The sequence below is a fragment of the Bradyrhizobium sp. MV1.5 genome (genome assembly GCF_055807615.1).
This window is the reverse complement of the sequence record NZ_JBVVPL010000002.1, coordinates 69,152-83,501: the sequence shown is the minus strand read 5'-3', so window position 1 is coordinate 83,501 and position 14,350 is coordinate 69,152. Positions and strand designations below refer to the sequence as shown.

Below are 14,350 nucleotides of genomic sequence, written 5' to 3'. Positions count from 1 at the left end.
CGCGGGGGGTGTGGGGGGTGTTCCCCCGCCGGAAATATTTCTGTTTTTGGCCCGCCCCAAACAAACCCCCCCCCCCGTCTCGCCGCTGCGCGGCGAGCCACCCTCTCCCGCAAGGGGAGAGGGGAAGAGGCTCCTGGTGCTAGTTTTGAATTACTTTCACTTCGCGATTTCCCCGTTTGTAAACCGGCGAATGACTCTCCATAATCCCTGAGTGCTTTCGTCAAAAATCCGGTTTCAAAATGCCTGAGCAAAGAGGCCGATCATGCCAGCGTTCGTGACTTTCGGGCGGATCCTGTTCGCCGTGCTGTTCATCTACACGGGTGCGGCAAGACTGTTTGCCATGCAGGCGACCGTTGATTTCATCGCCGCCAAGGTCGTGGTGCCCGATATGATCGCGCCTTACGCCAAGCAGATCGAGACGGCGACGGCCATGACCACGCCGCAGCTGCTGGCGATCGTGGTCGGCGGGCTCGAGATCATCGCGGGGGTGATGATCGCTCTGAATTTCGGCGCGCGCTTCTTCGCGATGCTGATGATCATCTATCTCGCGGTCGCGACCTTCCTGTTCTACGACTTCTGGAATCAGGTGCCGCCCGACAACGGCAAGATGCTGGTCGACGCGCTCAAGAACCTATCGATCATCGGCGCGCTGTTCATGATCATGGGCTACGGCCGCGCCACGCGTCCGGCCGAGGCGGCCTACGGGGACGTGTAAGGGTTTAAGCGACCTGCGTCCTGCGCCACGGCGTCACCGTCACGTCATGCGCGGCGTCGAGCAGATACGGCGCGCCGGGCTTCATCCCGTGCGAGGCCAGCACCTCCTGAGGCGTGCGTTCCGGTACTTCGACAAAACAGCCTTCGCCGCCGGGCAGCCGCAGGTGCGGGGCTTCCGACAGCCAGAACGTGTCGTAGCGGTGCATGAACATGTCGAACACGACGGGCCCGCCGATGATTGCGACGGTGCCGGAGGCGACATCGGCGAACGCGCAGGCGTCTTCGAAGCTGGCGTGAGCCGGATTCCACAAGGTCGCGTTCGGCATTTCGGGATCGACGGTCAGCGCCTTGATCTTGCGGGTCAGGACCAGGCGCTTGCGCTTGGGTGAATTCGGCTGCTGCTCGTGCGAGTGACGGCCGTGCACGATCAGCGCGGCGCGATCGAGCGCCTGCTCGAAAAACAGCTTGTCGCCTTCGAACTTTAGGCTGTCAGGCATGACATGATCGGCGTCGGCGAGCATGCCGTCGGCAGAAACGATGACGTAGCCTTCGATCCGAAAGGACAATGGCGCGGCTATTCGGAAACCGTCGTCACGACGCTGTTGACCGGCCGGTTGCTCACCGTCGGCAGCTTGACGTCCTTGAGCAGCTCCTGGTCGTATTCCGGCAGCGTCGAGGCCGGGAACTTGGCGCGCATCGCCACCACCTTGTAACCGCCGGCCTTCAGGCGCTTGAGCAATTCGGGCAGGGCTTCCGCAGTGTGCTTCTGGAAGTCGTGCATCAGGATGATGCCCTTGCCCTTGCTCTCGAGCTTCTTCATGACGGTCTCGATCACCTTCTCGGGCTTCGAAGCCTTGAAGTCGAAGGAGTCGATGTCGCAGGAGAAGATCGCCGTGTTGCGGTTGCCGAGATAGGTGACCATCTCCGGCGGATGCTGGAGCGCCGGGAAGCGGAAGAAAGGCGAGGGCGAAATGCCGCCGAGCGCCCATTTCACCGCGGAGAGGCCCTTCTCGATCTCCTCCTTGCGCTGCGCTTCCGTGAGCTTCTTGTTGTTGAGGTTGGCGTGCGACCAGGTGTGGGTGCCCACGGTATGGCCGGCCGCGTAGACCTGCTTGAGGATCTCCGGCTCGTAGGTCGCGTGCTTGCCGATGGAGAAGAAGATGCCGGTGGTGCACTCGTCGGCGAGCGCCTTCAGCACCGCGGGCGTGTTCTTGGGCCAGGGGCCGTCGTCGAAAGTCAGCACCACCTCCTTGTCGCGCAGGAAGTCGAGCTCCTTGAAATGCTCGAAGCCGAAGCCGGGACCACCCGTGGTGTCGATCTCGACCGTGCGGGCGACGCCGAGTGCGCCGGGGGTATTGCAGGCCGCGCGGGCGGGCTGCGGCGCCTGTTTAGGCGGGGGAGGATTGACGAAGCCCGCCGGCGCGGCGGCTGCTGCAGGAGCGGGTGCCGGAGCCGCAGCGGGCGCAGCCGCAGCCGGTGTTGCCGTCGGTGCGGCCTGCGTCGCAACAGCGGGCTTTGCAGCCGGGGTCTGCGACCATGCCGCGCCCGTCATCGCCAGAGACATCGCGCTTGCTAAAATCAGTCCTGCCGCCACACGCATGGTGTTGTCCTCGAGATTGATCCCGTTGTTCCGCCGCGGCTTTTCGCCTCCGGCAAAACCATCCTGCCCCTAATGATCCTAGCCTAGATGGTGGGCCCTCGCCATTGCAACGGCTGTTTGGCGCGCCAGCCCAATTGTGCCCAACCGGGTTGGGAACGCGTGGTGTCAAGTGTCGGCCAGCGCCTTGGCGATCGCCGTCTTGATCCGCGTATCGGCAGGCTCGACCGTGGAGGCAAAGACATCGGCGATATAGCCGTCGCGGCCGATCAGATATTTGTGGAAGTTCCAGCGCGGAACTTCTCGCGGACGCGCCTCTGCCGCCCATTTGTAGAACGGATGCGCCTTCGCACCGACCACGACGGCCTTGGCCGCGATCGGGAAGGTAACGCCGTATTGGTGGTGGGCGGTTTCCGAGATCTCGCTGGTGCCTCCGGGCTCCTGTCCGCCGAAGTCGTTGGAGGGCACGCCAATGACAGTGAGGCCGCGTTCGCGAAACTCGCTCCAGATGTCTTGCAGGCCGGCATATTGCGGCGTGTAACCGCACAGCGAAGCGGTGTTGACCACCAGCAGCGGTTTGCCGGTGAAGGCCGCAAGGCGGATGTCGTCGCCTGACAAGGCCGGGAAAGAGAAGGCAAAGGCAGAGATTCGGCTCATGCCGCCATCCGCCCGTGCACGCGTCGCCGGCGCCAGCGTGCCTGCAAAGGCGGCGATGAGCATGGTTCTGCGGTTCATCATGACGGCGTCCCCCGAAATGATCTGGGAGGCATCTTACTCCGCCGGTGCGAGCGGCCTCGTCAACACCGCGTTATCTGCCGCGATGAAGCGCGTTAGTACAGGCGGACGATGAAATCGGTGCCTTCGCCAGTCTCGCCCTGGTTGATGCCCTGGTCAGAGACGATGATCGAGCCGCCTGATGTCAGCATTTCGTTGATCTTCGCGATCGTGTCGGCCGCGATCGAGACGCGGTCGAGGGCCTCGGCCGGGCTGTCCGGCGTGACCACAGGCTTGGCAGCGACGGGAATCACGGCCGCGCCACGCCGGCGGCTTGTCATGCGGCCGTTATCTTCGCGCGCGGCAGAGCGGACGGATACTGGCAATGACACAACAGACCAATGCAGCGCATTGGAATCGGCCTTGTCGATCTCGGCGGTGAAGACATGCGTACCGAGCGGCCGATCGCTCGCGGCGATCGTGACAGGCACCTCGAACAGCGGCGCAAAGTTCTGCCGCACGTAGAGCTTGGAATCCTTGCGGCTGATGAAGACCGCGATCTGGCCCGCCCGCTTGGGCGCTTCAGGTTTTGCCACGGGTGCCGGATCGGCAACGCGGGTCTCGTCCTTCTTCACGTCGGGCGTGGCCGCCTGCGCTGGTGCCATGATCGGCGCATCGGACATCTTCGCGGGTTCGGACTTCGCGGTTTCGGACTTGGCCGTTTCAGACTTGGCCGTTTCAGGCTTGGCAGTTTCCGACTTCGGCGTCTCCGCGGCCTCGACAGGCTTCGCTTCAGTGTCCGCAGGCTGGGCGGCGTCTCCGGCCTGGGGCTTGGCCGCGTCCGTCGCCTCGGCGGTCTTGGTCTCCGGCTTTGCCGTTGTCTCGGTCTGGTCAGCCAATGCCGCGGCGTCCTCACGGGCGGGGGCATATCCGGTGGTCACGTCCGACATCACGGTGTGGCCGACCGACGAGCGCAGCTCGAGCACGCCGTCGGCGCTGGCGGTTTTCGTTTCAACCGGCTTTGCTTCGGTGGCCGCGGTATTGGCCGTGCCCTTGTCAGCCTTGTCGCCGGCATTGGTCTGCGGCTCGAGGCTGGCCGCGGGTTGCGGCGGAACGCGCACCGAGGCAAGCAGCGGATGCGAGAAGTTCTGCGGCGACATCTGACCGGGCGAAACGATCACGCGCGCGCCCATCCTGGTCCAGTTCCACATCTTCACCGCGAACGCCATCGGCATGCGGATGCAGCCGTGCGAGGCCGGATAGCCCGGCAGCACGCCCGCATGCATGGCGACGCCCGACCACGTGATCCGCTGCATGTACGGCATCGGCGCGCCGCTATAGATGTTGGAGTGGTGGAATTTGTGCTTCTGGATGACGCTGAACACACCCATCGGCGTCGAATGGCCCTTCATGCCCGTCGACACCGGGGATTCCGCGAACACGCCGTTGGTGTCGTAGACCGTGACCTTCTGCCGGTCGATCGAGACGACGATGACGAGAGGACCTTGCGGTTTCGTGCCGGCTTCTTTTTCGGCGACAAGGTCTTTCTTACCGGCCGTGGCGCGCTTCTGCGGCTTCTGGCGCGGGACGTCGGGGTGACGCTCCTGGCGCCCGTAGGACCCGTCGGAATAATCCGTCCAGTAATAAAATGCTGCGTCCGCCTGGCTCGCCGTACCGATCGCACCCGCCGCCGCCAAAATGGCGACCTGCCAAAATCGCGCCGGCTTGGCAGAAAAACCAGACCCGTTCACGCTGTTCATCATCGAATCCATAATCCAAATCAAATGTTAGTCTCTCAGAGGGGATACGCGTTCACCAGCACGGCGGTTCTGCGATCAGCTACTTTTGTCCAAACCGTAGCAAAAAAGCCTCACGGAGCGGTAAACGGCGGCCGTGTCGGCTCGCCGGTCGTCTTCCTGATCGGTCGCCCGATGCCTACATTGCCTGGACTTGTTACCGGAGAACTTCATGTCATCTCGTTTCCCCAGTCTTTCCAGCATCCGCTTGAAAGGCCTCGCTTTATTCCTCCTGGCGCTGACCGTGCCGGCAGCGTCCGCCTTCGCCGCGGACGAGCCGGATCTGATCTTCCGCCGCTCGACCGTGTTCAAATGGATGAGCCCAAACGACAAGCTTGCGACCTACGGCCTCGACGATCCTGAAGTCGAGGGCGTGGCCTGTCATTTCACGGTGCCGGAGAAGGGCGGCTTCAAGGGCTGGCTGGGCCTTGCCGAGGAGGTCTCGGACATTTCGCTCGCCTGCCGTCAGGTCGGCCCGATCAAATTCAAGAACAAGATGGAGCAGGGCGACGACATGTTCCGCCAGCGCCGCTCGCTGTTCTTCAAGAAGATGCAGATCGTGCGCGGCTGTGACGCCAAGCGCAACGTGCTGGTCTACATGGTCTATTCGGACAGGCTGATCGAGGGTTCGCCGAAGAACTCGACCTCGACCGTGCCGGTCATGCCGTGGGGACCGGCGGACGCGAACGTCCAGAAGTGCGGAGAGTTCTTCACCCAGTGACGCTCTTGCGTTCACTCAGTGACGCGCTTGCGTTCACTCGGTGATGTCAGCGCGGTTGGCGCGCGGTTTTGCAAGATGCGAGCCGGTCAGCCGCACGAATGACTGCGGCGTGGCCTCAAACCCACGGCTCGATTGCAGCGCCATTTCGCCAGGCGAATTGGCGCTGCTGCGAACAGGCTGTTGCTCCCGGCGGTCCGTTCGTCGGTCCGCATCGCGCGTCGTTGCGCGAACTTGCGCCGTCATGGTGGCCGTTCCTCACATGAACGCGCTCGGCGATCCCCGGGCGTCCTCGGTCTCGATAGCTTGGGTCGCAGTCGAAGCGCCCCCGGTTCGACAGGGCCCAGCCTTCGTTCGGCTTCTCTTCAGCAGAAAAACGTAAAACGCATGTGAAGGGTGTGAGGCGGGATCATGGCGACGCCAGCGTTCCGGCGCGCATCCGAGCTCGTCCGGAGCCTGCCAGGCCACATTGGGCTGCCGCACGACCCATCTGAAATGATTGAGATTTTCCGTCGAATGTGTCGTCGCCGCGAGCGGGACGAAACAATTCTCACGGAGATGAAACCATTTTCCGGCTGTGGCGCATCACGCGCGAAACCGCCCATGGTTATCAACATCACAACGACGACGGCGCACGCCGGCCACCGAATTCGGAGACAAGTCCATGCGCACGCTCAGCCTCATCCTTGCTTTCGGTTTCGTGCTTGCCGGCTCCTCGTTCGCAGGCTCGCCGGACGGCAATGTCCCGGGCATCGGCACTTTCCAGTACAGCGGCTCGCCGATCATGACCCCGGCGCCGCAGCCGATCGTAGTTGCCGCGCGCTTCTGATCGTCAACAAGAAAAATCAGCCGATAAAGGCCATCATGCTTGTTCGTACTTTTGCTGCGGCGTTCATATCCCTTCTGACGATCAGTGCCGTTCAGGCGCAGGTGCGCTCTCCCTCCAGATTACCCGATCCCCGTACCGAGTTCGTGAGGCAATGTGCGCCGCGCATGCTCGGACGGTGGGAGCATCCGGAAGAGGTCTGCGGCTGCCTGCACGATCATGCCGCCGCCGTCGTCGAGGATCGCGATCTCCGCGAGGCCTTGCTGCGCGGCATCAGCGAGACCGGGGTGCCGACGATCGAGACCGACTGGGTGCCGGCCGCAAAGCAGACCGAAATCGGCCCCACCTTCACCAAGATCGCCAAGCCGACCCTGCAATGCATGTTCGATCCGGCGAAGTAGCGCTCATCGCTTTGATTTCGGACCAAACCGCGACACGCAGGTGCTGGTCCGTGCGATGCCCTTGTCGGTCATCTTGGCGCCGCGCACTTCCTTGACTTGTCCGGCGGGACAGGTTCCGTCGTCCACTTGCACGCGCTGGCCGAGCTTGAGATCGACGATGTCCTGCTCGCGTCCGACCGTGCCTGCGCGCGCCGTCGCGGCGAGTGCGATGAAGATCAGGAGCGAGAGGCAAGTCGCGCGGCGTAGCAGCATGGTGTGAGCTCCCGGCATCGATGCCGCAATGTAGGGAGCGGTAGCCGATTCTCATAGTGAACGTTCGTCATGCCCGCCGGGCCGCTTGCGCCTTGCTCGCAAGGCCGCTCGCGATTCCCGCGCGAGCCGCTCGGCGGATGCCACGAGCTTCGGAACCGCGTGGCCGGAAAATCCCAGCACGAAGCCGGGCAGTGGATGTGAGCGTGAATAGGTGTCGGCCAACAGCCAGCCTTCGGCGCGGGCGGCCTGCTTGGCTTCTGCCGCCACGAGCGGATCGACCGAGGGATCGAACCGGGCGACAAGATGCAGACCCTGCGATGGGACCGGCACCGACAGCACGCCGTCGGATGCGGCTTCGAGCGTCCCGGCCAGCGCGTCGCGCGCCTCGCGGTAAAGCTTGCGCACGCGCTTCAGGTTCGCCGCGAAGGCGCCGGAATTGAGCATGTCGGCCACCGCGCCCTCCATCAGCGTGCCGGGAAAGCGGTCGAGCGCGGCCCGCGCCGCGGTGACATCCGCAATCAAGCGCTCGGGCAGGGCGCAATATCCGATGCGCAGGCCCGGAAACAGCGTCTTGGCGAACGTGCCCATGTAGATCACGCGCTGGAGGTGATCGATCCCGGCCAGCGACATCAGCGGCGCGCCGTCGTAACGGAATTCGCTGTCGTAATCGTCTTCCAGCACGAAGGCGCCGGCCTGCCTGGCCCAGTCCAGCAGCTCGAGCCGCCGCGGCATCGACATCTGCACACCCAGCGGAAACTGGTGCGACGGCGTCACATAGGCTGCGCGCGCGGACGGCGCCGCCGCGCGGCCTTTGGCGATCCGCATGCCGTGCGCGTCGACGGGCACGGACACGGCACGATAGCCGCAATGCGCGATAGTCTTGCGCGCGGCGGGATAACCTGGGTCCTCGCACCAGACCTGGTCGTTGGGCTTCAGGATCGCGCTCAGCACGATGCGCAGCGCGTGCAGCGTGCCCGACGTCAGCATGATCTGATCGGGATCGCAGCGCAGGCCCCGCGCCGACAACAGATGATCGGCGATCGCCACACGCAGCTCGCGGCTGCCGCGGGGATCGCCATAGTGCAGATGCTCCGCGCCGAAGGCGCGCATGCGGCGGCCGACAAAGGCCCGGAAACGCTGCACGGCGCGCGCGTCGATATGGGTGCAGCCGAGCGAAAACGCGCCTTGCCCCGGCGTTTCGACGCTGATCTTCGGCCGCTTCGGCGCGGCCGTGCGCGCGGGGATGCGCGCGGCGACGAAGGTGCCGGAGCCGACGGTGGCGTCGGCAAAGCCGTCGGCGATCAGCCGCTCATAGGCGGCGACGACGGCATTGCGCCGAAAGCCGGTTTGTTTGGCCAGCGTGCGCGACGGCGGCAGCGGCTCGCCGGGCTTCACCAGACCGCCGACGATCATCTCGCACAGTGCCTGATACAGCCGGTGCGCCGACGAGGCGCCGGCCGTGATGTGCGGGCCTGCGAGATCGAGCGGCAGCTCGGCCTTGGCGGGCGAGGGGGTGGAATTGGTCGGAATTTTTCGCATGGAATTGGCACTATCGCAGACCAAATCCACGGCTACAACTGCTCTGGAAGTGTTGCAATCCGACAGGAGCGGCCGTGAGCCAGACCGAGAACCCAAATTCCTATCCGACATCCGCGCGCAACCAGGTGAAGCGCCGTCACGACCGCGGCTTCTACGATCACGACACCGTTCATCGCATCCTGGATTCCTCGATGCTCTGCCACGTCTCCTACGCGATCGACGGCCAGCCCTATTGCACGCCGACCTTTTTCTGGCGCGAAGGGACCAAGCTGTATTGGCACGGCTCGAGCGCCAGCCGCATGCTGCGCAACCAGACCCGGGGCGAGCGTGTGTGCCTGACGGTCGCCCATCTCGACAGTCTGGTGCTGGCGCGCTGTGGATTCAATCACTCGGCCGACTACCGCGCCGTGATGGCATTCGGCACCGCCTATCTCGTCACCGATCCCGAGGAGAAAGAGCGCGCGGTCATCGCGATGGTCGACCGCTTCTTCCCCGACCGCACCGCAAGCCTGCGGGCGAGCAACACGCAGGAGATCAAGGCCACCTCCTTTATCGCGATGGAGATCGAGGAGGCCTCCGCGAAAATCCGCGCCAAGGGCGTCGCCGACGACGACGAGGACTATGCGCTGCCGATCTATGCCGAGCGCATCCCGGTACGCACCGTGCTCGGCGCGCCGGAGCCTTGCCCGCGGCTGCTCGACGGCGTGCGCCGGCCGGCGACACTGAATGGCTATTCGGAGGGCCGGCTGCTCGAAGATGCATTGCGGGATGCTTATTTTGCAGAGTACCCGAACGGCTGAAATCGGTTAGCTTGCGCTCCATCGATGATCTCAATGCCGATTGGAGTTGCCTGATGAATGCCGAAACGCAGCAGAGGATTCTTGACGCCGTCGATGCCGGCTTCGAAACCCAGCTCGCGACCACCCGCGATTTCGTCGCGATCCCCTCGACCCGCGGTGCGGAGGGGCCATGCCAGGACATGATCGGCGACCTCCTGCGCGCGCGCGGCTACGAGGTCGACGACTGGCACATCAATGTCGACGACCTCAAGGATCTGCGCGGCTTCGGACCCATCGAGCACGATTTTTCGAAGGCGCGCACTGTGGTCGGGACGTACCGGCCCGAAACAGAGGCGGGCAAATCGCTGATCCTCCAGGGCCACTGCGACGTCGTACCAGCCGGGCCGTTGGAACTATGGGACACCCCGCCGTTCTCGCCCGTCATCAAGGACGGCAAGATGTTCGGTCGCGGTGCGTGCGACATGAAGTCCGGCACCATCGCAGCGCTCTCCGCGCTCGATGCGATCAGGGCCGCGGGCCTCAAGCCGACGGCGCGGATTCACTTCCAGTCGGTGATCGAGGAGGAGAGCACCGGCGTCGGCGCACTCTCGACGCTTCAACGCGGCTATCGTGCCGATGCCTGCTTCATCCCAGAGCCGACCGGCGGCAAGATGGTGCGCTCGCAGGTGGGCGTGATCTGGTTCCGCCTACGCGTGAAGGGCCATCCGACCCATGTCGCCTTCGCCGGCTCCGGCGCGAACGCAATCATGGCGGCCTATCATTTGATCCAGGCGCTGCAAAAACTCGAGATCGAGTGGAACGAGCGCGCGAAAGCCGATCGTCACTTCAAGACGCTGAACCATCCCATCAACTTCAACCCCGGCATCATCAAGGGCGGCGACTGGGCCTCCAGCGTGCCGGCCTGGTGCGACGTCGATTGCCGGATTGCCGTGTTGCCGGGCTGGTCGATCGCCGATCACCAGAAGGAGATCATGGCCTGCGTTGCGGCTGCCGCGCGCAACCACCGCTTCCTCGCCAATAATCCCCCGGAGGTCGAATGGTCGGGCTTTTTGTCGGAAGGCTATGAGCTGACCGACGCCGTCGCGCCTGAGGCGGCGTTCGGCAAGGCCTTCAACACCGTCTATGGCGGCGCAGTCGAAGATCTCGTCTTCACCGCGCTCACCGACACCCGCTTTTACGGCCTCAATCACGGCATCCCGAGCCTCTGCTTCGGCGCGAGCGGCGGCGAGATGCACGGCTTCAATGAATATGTCGATCTGGACTCGCTGAAGAAGACGACCAAGGCAATGGCGCTATTCATCGCGAATTGGTGCGGGGTGGAGAAGGGGTAGGGGCCTTCCGCCGTCATTGCGAGGAGCCCTTGCGACGAAGCAATCCAGACTGCCACCGCGGAGGCAGACTGGATTGCTTCCGCCTTCGCTGAAGCTTCGGCGGACAAGTCGCTGCGCTCGCAATGACGGGGGCTGCCCAATCCACCGGCGTTCCAAAATCCTTTAAGCTTAAACTAAAGACTAGGATGCCGCCCGCGCTGGTGGCAGACTGGCGCCAGGTCCACAAGGCCTTGAGTCCGTCGAGGAAGTCACGATGCGCGATTGGGATGACGCTTACGCCAATTCGGCCCATATCCCGGGCTCGGACAAGATACCGGCGCTGTGGGCGGAGCGGGCGGCGGCTTATCGCGCCGGGCTGAAGGAGTTTCGCGCTGACATCGCCTATGGCACCGGCGAGCGCCAGCGGCTCGACCTCGTCCTGCCCGACGGCGACAGCAAGGGCCTCGTCGTGTTCGTCCACGGCGGCTATTGGATGCGCTTCGACAAATCGGCATGGACCGATCTCGCCGAAGGCGCGCGTCATCATGGCTGGACCGTGGCACTGCCAAGCTACACGCTGACGCCGGCCGCGCGCATCTCCGACATTACGGCGGAAATCACCACAGCGACCGCCAAGGCGGCCTCGCTCGTCGCGGGTCCGATCCGGCTCGCCGGCCATTCCGCGGGCGGTCATCTCGTCACGCGCATGCTGTGCGACGACAGCCGGCTGGAGCCCGCCGTCTACAACCGGGTCGCCGGCACGCTTTCGATCAGCGGCCTGCATGATCTGCGTCCACTGCTCCAGACCAGGATGAACGACACCCTGCGCATGACGATGGAGGAGGCGACGCTGGAAAGCGCGGCGCTGCATCTGCCGCGCGGGGCTTCGCCGGTGACCGCCTGGGTCGGGGGCAACGAGCGGCCCGAATTCATCCGCCAGTCCGATCTGATGGCCAATGTCTGGACTGGATTCGACGTGCCGACGCGTCTTGTCGTCGATCCCGGGCTGAACCATTTTACCGTGATCGACGCCCTCAAGGACCCTTCGTCGCCAATTACCGCGCGCCTGATCGGCCTCGACTGACGAGGCCTCAAAATCGATCGAAAGGGCCTGCCATGACGTCCAGCCAATACGATCCCGCAAGCGAAGGCGCCGAGACCGATTTCGCCCGGCGGATGTCCTATGGCAACTATCTGGCGCTGGACGCGATCCTCGGCGCGCAGCATCCGCTGTCGGAAGCGCATGACGAGATGCTGTTCATCATCCAGCATCAGACCACCGAGCTGTGGATGCGGCTCGCCATCCACGAGCTCAGCGCCGCACGCCGTTCGATCGCAAAGGATGAGGTGCAGCCTGCGATGAAGATGTTGGCACGGATGTCGCGCATCTTCGAGCAGCTCAACGGCGCCTGGGACGTGCTGCGCACCATGACGCCCAGCGAGTATACGCGCTTCCGCTCGCAGCTTGGCCAGTCCTCGGGCTTCCAGTCGCGGCAATACCGGCTCATCGAATTCCTGCTCGGCAATCGCAACCATGCCATGCTCAAGCCGCACGCGCACGATCTGGAAACCACGCAGCTGCTCGAAGCCGAGCTTGCAACGCCGAGCCTCTATGACGAGGTGTTGCGGCTCGCCGACCGCAACGGGCTCAAGATGCCTGCGGCCGTGCTGGCGCGCGATGTTCGCGAGACTCATAGCTTCAATGAAGGTGTGCTGCAGGCTTGGCGTATCGTCTACGAAGCGCCGGAAACGCACTGGATGCTCTATGAGCTCGCCGAGAAGCTGGTCGATTTCGAGGATTATTTCCGGCGCTGGCGCTTCAACCATGTGACGACGGTCGAGCGCGTCATCGGCTTCAAGCGCGGCACCGGCGGCACCGGCGGCGTCAGCTACCTCAAGCGCATGCTGGAGGTCGAGCTGTTTCCTGAACTCTGGCGCGTGCGCACGATCCTGTAGAGATTTTCATGGCCAAGCTTCGCGTCTACGACGACACCAAAGCGCTATTCCATATGCCGGACGGTGTGATCTATCTCGACGGCAATTCGCTCGGCGCGTTGCCGCTTGGCGTTGCCGAGCGCGTCAGCCGCGTCATCACCGCGGAGTGGGGCGATGAATTGATCCGCGCCTGGAATACGGCGGGCTGGTATGCCCAGCCGCGCCATGTCGGCGATCGCATCGCGCGACTGATCGGTGCGGAAGCCGGCTCCGTCATGGTCGGAGATACGCTGTCGCTCAAGGTCTATCAGGCGCTCGCCGCCGCGCTCGACATGAACGCATCGCGCAAGATCGTCCTGTCGGACACCGGCAACTTTCCGACCGATCTCTACATGGCCGAAGGCCTGATCGCGACGCTCGGCCGTGGCCATCAATTGCGCCTGGTGGCGCCGGACGAGATCGAGGCTTCGTTGTCGGAGGAGATCGCGGTGCTCTATATCACCGAGGTCGATTACCGCACCGGACGGCGCCACGACATGGCGAAGCTGACGGCAAGAGCGCATGCGCTCGGCATCGTCACGGTCTGGGACCTCGCGCATTCGGCCGGCGCGCTGCCGGTTGACCTTGCAGGCACCGGCGCTGATTTCGCGGCCGGATGCACCTACAAATACGTCAACGCCGGCCCCGGCGCGCCGGCCTTCCTCTACGTCGCGCCGCGCCACGCCGACAGCGTGCGCGCCGCTTTGTCGGGGTGGATGGGGCACGCAAAGCCGTTCGCGTTCGAGCTTGCCTATGCGGCCGCCGGCGGCGTCGAGCGCATGCGCGTCGGAACACCGCCGGTGTTGGCAATGGCGGCGCTGGAGGCCTCGCTCGACATCTGGGACCAAGTTGATATCGCGGAGGTCCGGGCCCGCTCGCTGGCGCTTGGCGATCTACTGATTGCCGAGGTGGAACGCCGCTGTCCGTCCTTGAAGCTTGTTACGCCGCGCTCGCATGAGCGCCGCGGCTCTCAGGTCTCCTTCGCCTTCGGCGGCGGCTACGCCGCAATGCAGGCCCTCATCGCCCGTGGCGTCGTCGGGGATTTCCGCGCGCCTGACATCATGAGGTTTGGCATCACGCCGCTGTATATCGGCGAGGCCGAGGTGATGCGGGCGGCCGAGATCATCGAAGAGGTGATCGCGGGCGAGATTTGGCGGCGGCCGGAGTATCAGGTGGTGAATGCGGTGACGTGAGATACGAAGGCTGTCTCCCCGTCATTGCTTTGCCGCGCGGAGCAATTCACCCTGTGAGCAGAATGATTTGGGAGGAGATCTGATGACGCCGCTCGAGAAACTTAAAGCGATGAAGATGCCGTTTGCCGAACTCAAGGGCGTCGAGTTCGTCGAAGCCGGGAAGGATCGCGTGGTGGCGCGGATGATGGTCAGGCCCGATCTCTGCACGCTTCATCACACGATTCACGGAGGCGCGGTGATGGCGCTGGCCGATTCCGTCGGCGCGGCGGCCACCGTGATCAATCTGCCGGAGGACGCCAAGGGCACGACCACGCTCGAGAGCAAGACCAACTTCATCGGCGGGGCCAAGGAGGGAACCACGGTGATCGCGACCGCTACCCCAATCCACAGAGGCCGGCGCACCCAGGTCTGGACCACCCGGCTGGAGACCCAGGACGGCAAGCTGATCGCCGTGGTGACGCAAACCCAGCTGGTCCTCGTATGAATACGGGGGCTTGATTTTGTTAACGAATTAGT

Annotated in this window: 17 protein-coding genes; 10 read left to right on the top strand and 7 right to left on the bottom strand. The window is 64.2% G+C overall.

The annotated features are described in order from the left end of the window. Positions 1-262: 262 nt before the first annotated feature. Positions 263-715 (top strand): DoxX family protein, encoded by a 453-nt coding sequence (locus tag AC0L2J_RS02465; protein ID WP_063992667.1) that lies wholly within the window; start codon positions 263-265, stop codon positions 713-715. A gap of 4 nt (positions 716-719) precedes the next feature. Here the strand turns inward: AC0L2J_RS02465 and AC0L2J_RS02460 are convergent, their stop codons facing one another. From AC0L2J_RS02460 to AC0L2J_RS02445, 4 genes are all read right to left on the bottom strand, one after another. Next, positions 720-1,280, bottom strand: coding sequence for a dihydrofolate reductase (locus AC0L2J_RS02460; RefSeq protein WP_473386980.1), 561 nt, complete (start codon positions 1,278-1,280; stop codon positions 720-722). An 8-nt stretch (positions 1,281-1,288) separates the two neighbouring features. Continuing rightward, entirely contained in the window at positions 1,289-2,314 is a 1,026-nt protein-coding gene (locus tag AC0L2J_RS02455) for a polysaccharide deacetylase family protein (protein ID WP_007609428.1), read from the bottom strand. A 165-nt stretch (positions 2,315-2,479) separates the two neighbouring features. Continuing rightward, complete coding sequence (locus tag AC0L2J_RS02450; RefSeq protein ID WP_063992666.1) at positions 2,480-3,049, bottom strand: glutathione peroxidase; 570 nt, start codon at positions 3,047-3,049, stop codon at positions 2,480-2,482. 92 nt (positions 3,050-3,141) lie between these two features. Continuing rightward, positions 3,142-4,785, bottom strand: coding sequence for a L,D-transpeptidase family protein (locus AC0L2J_RS02445; RefSeq protein WP_473386976.1), 1,644 nt, complete (start codon positions 4,783-4,785; stop codon positions 3,142-3,144). A 208-nt stretch (positions 4,786-4,993) separates the two neighbouring features. Between AC0L2J_RS02445 and AC0L2J_RS02440 the strand changes: the two genes are divergently transcribed. Continuing rightward, complete coding sequence (locus AC0L2J_RS02440; RefSeq protein WP_007609437.1) at positions 4,994-5,542, top strand: CreA family protein; 549 nt, start codon at positions 4,994-4,996, stop codon at positions 5,540-5,542. Between the two features lie 33 nt (positions 5,543-5,575). On the opposite strand, the gene AC0L2J_RS02435 is transcribed toward AC0L2J_RS02440, so the two are convergent. Beyond that, positions 5,576-5,785: a hypothetical protein gene (locus AC0L2J_RS02435; protein WP_007609438.1), complete on the bottom strand. Its 210-nt coding sequence runs from the start codon at positions 5,783-5,785 to the stop codon at positions 5,576-5,578. Positions 5,786-6,203: 418 nt separating this feature from the next. Here AC0L2J_RS02435 and AC0L2J_RS02430 point away from each other — a divergent pair, with 418 nt between their 5' ends. Together AC0L2J_RS02430 and AC0L2J_RS02425 are read left to right on the top strand one after the other, a co-directional pair. Next, complete coding sequence (locus AC0L2J_RS02430) at positions 6,204-6,368, top strand: hypothetical protein (protein WP_167552240.1); 165 nt, start codon at positions 6,204-6,206, stop codon at positions 6,366-6,368. A gap of 35 nt (positions 6,369-6,403) precedes the next feature. Further along, entirely contained in the window at positions 6,404-6,766 is a 363-nt protein-coding gene (locus AC0L2J_RS02425) for a hypothetical protein (protein WP_456764619.1), read from the top strand. A gap of 3 nt (positions 6,767-6,769) precedes the next feature. Here AC0L2J_RS02425 and AC0L2J_RS02420 read toward each other — a convergent pair whose 3' ends face one another. Further along, complete coding sequence (locus AC0L2J_RS02420; protein WP_007609447.1) at positions 6,770-7,018, bottom strand: DUF6719 family protein; 249 nt, start codon at positions 7,016-7,018, stop codon at positions 6,770-6,772. Positions 7,019-7,069: 51 nt separating this feature from the next. Continuing rightward, positions 7,070-8,557, bottom strand: a complete 1,488-nt coding sequence (gene pdxR / locus AC0L2J_RS02415) for a MocR-like pyridoxine biosynthesis transcription factor PdxR (protein ID WP_473386974.1) — start codon at positions 8,555-8,557, stop codon at positions 7,070-7,072. A gap of 74 nt (positions 8,558-8,631) precedes the next feature. On the opposite strand from pdxR, the gene AC0L2J_RS02410 reads away from it, so the two are divergent. The 6 genes from AC0L2J_RS02410 to AC0L2J_RS02385 all read left to right on the top strand — a co-directional run bounded on the left by AC0L2J_RS02410 (position 8,632) and on the right by AC0L2J_RS02385 (position 14,318). After that, positions 8,632-9,357, top strand: a complete 726-nt coding sequence (locus tag AC0L2J_RS02410; RefSeq protein WP_007609451.1) for a pyridoxamine 5'-phosphate oxidase family protein — start codon at positions 8,632-8,634, stop codon at positions 9,355-9,357. A 53-nt stretch (positions 9,358-9,410) separates the two neighbouring features. Continuing rightward, the gene (locus AC0L2J_RS02405) at positions 9,411-10,688 is read left to right on the top strand and encodes an ArgE/DapE family deacylase (protein WP_473386971.1); all 1,278 of its coding nucleotides are present in this window, start codon (positions 9,411-9,413) and stop codon (positions 10,686-10,688) included. A 253-nt stretch (positions 10,689-10,941) separates the two neighbouring features. Then, positions 10,942-11,751, top strand: a complete 810-nt coding sequence (locus tag AC0L2J_RS02400; RefSeq protein ID WP_473386969.1) for an alpha/beta hydrolase — start codon at positions 10,942-10,944, stop codon at positions 11,749-11,751. Between the two features lie 32 nt (positions 11,752-11,783). Next, on the top strand, positions 11,784-12,623 hold the full coding sequence (kynA, locus tag AC0L2J_RS02395; protein ID WP_473250730.1) for a tryptophan 2,3-dioxygenase: 840 nt from the start codon (positions 11,784-11,786) through the stop codon (positions 12,621-12,623). Between the two features lie 8 nt (positions 12,624-12,631). Further along, the gene (gene kynU, locus AC0L2J_RS02390) at positions 12,632-13,834 is read left to right on the top strand and encodes a kynureninase (RefSeq protein WP_473386967.1); all 1,203 of its coding nucleotides are present in this window, start codon (positions 12,632-12,634) and stop codon (positions 13,832-13,834) included. Between the two features lie 82 nt (positions 13,835-13,916). Then, positions 13,917-14,318 carry a PaaI family thioesterase gene (locus AC0L2J_RS02385; protein WP_473386965.1) on the top strand — a complete coding sequence of 134 codons (402 nt, stop codon included), beginning with the start codon at positions 13,917-13,919 and terminating at the stop codon, positions 14,316-14,318. Positions 14,319-14,350 lie beyond the last annotated feature (32 nt).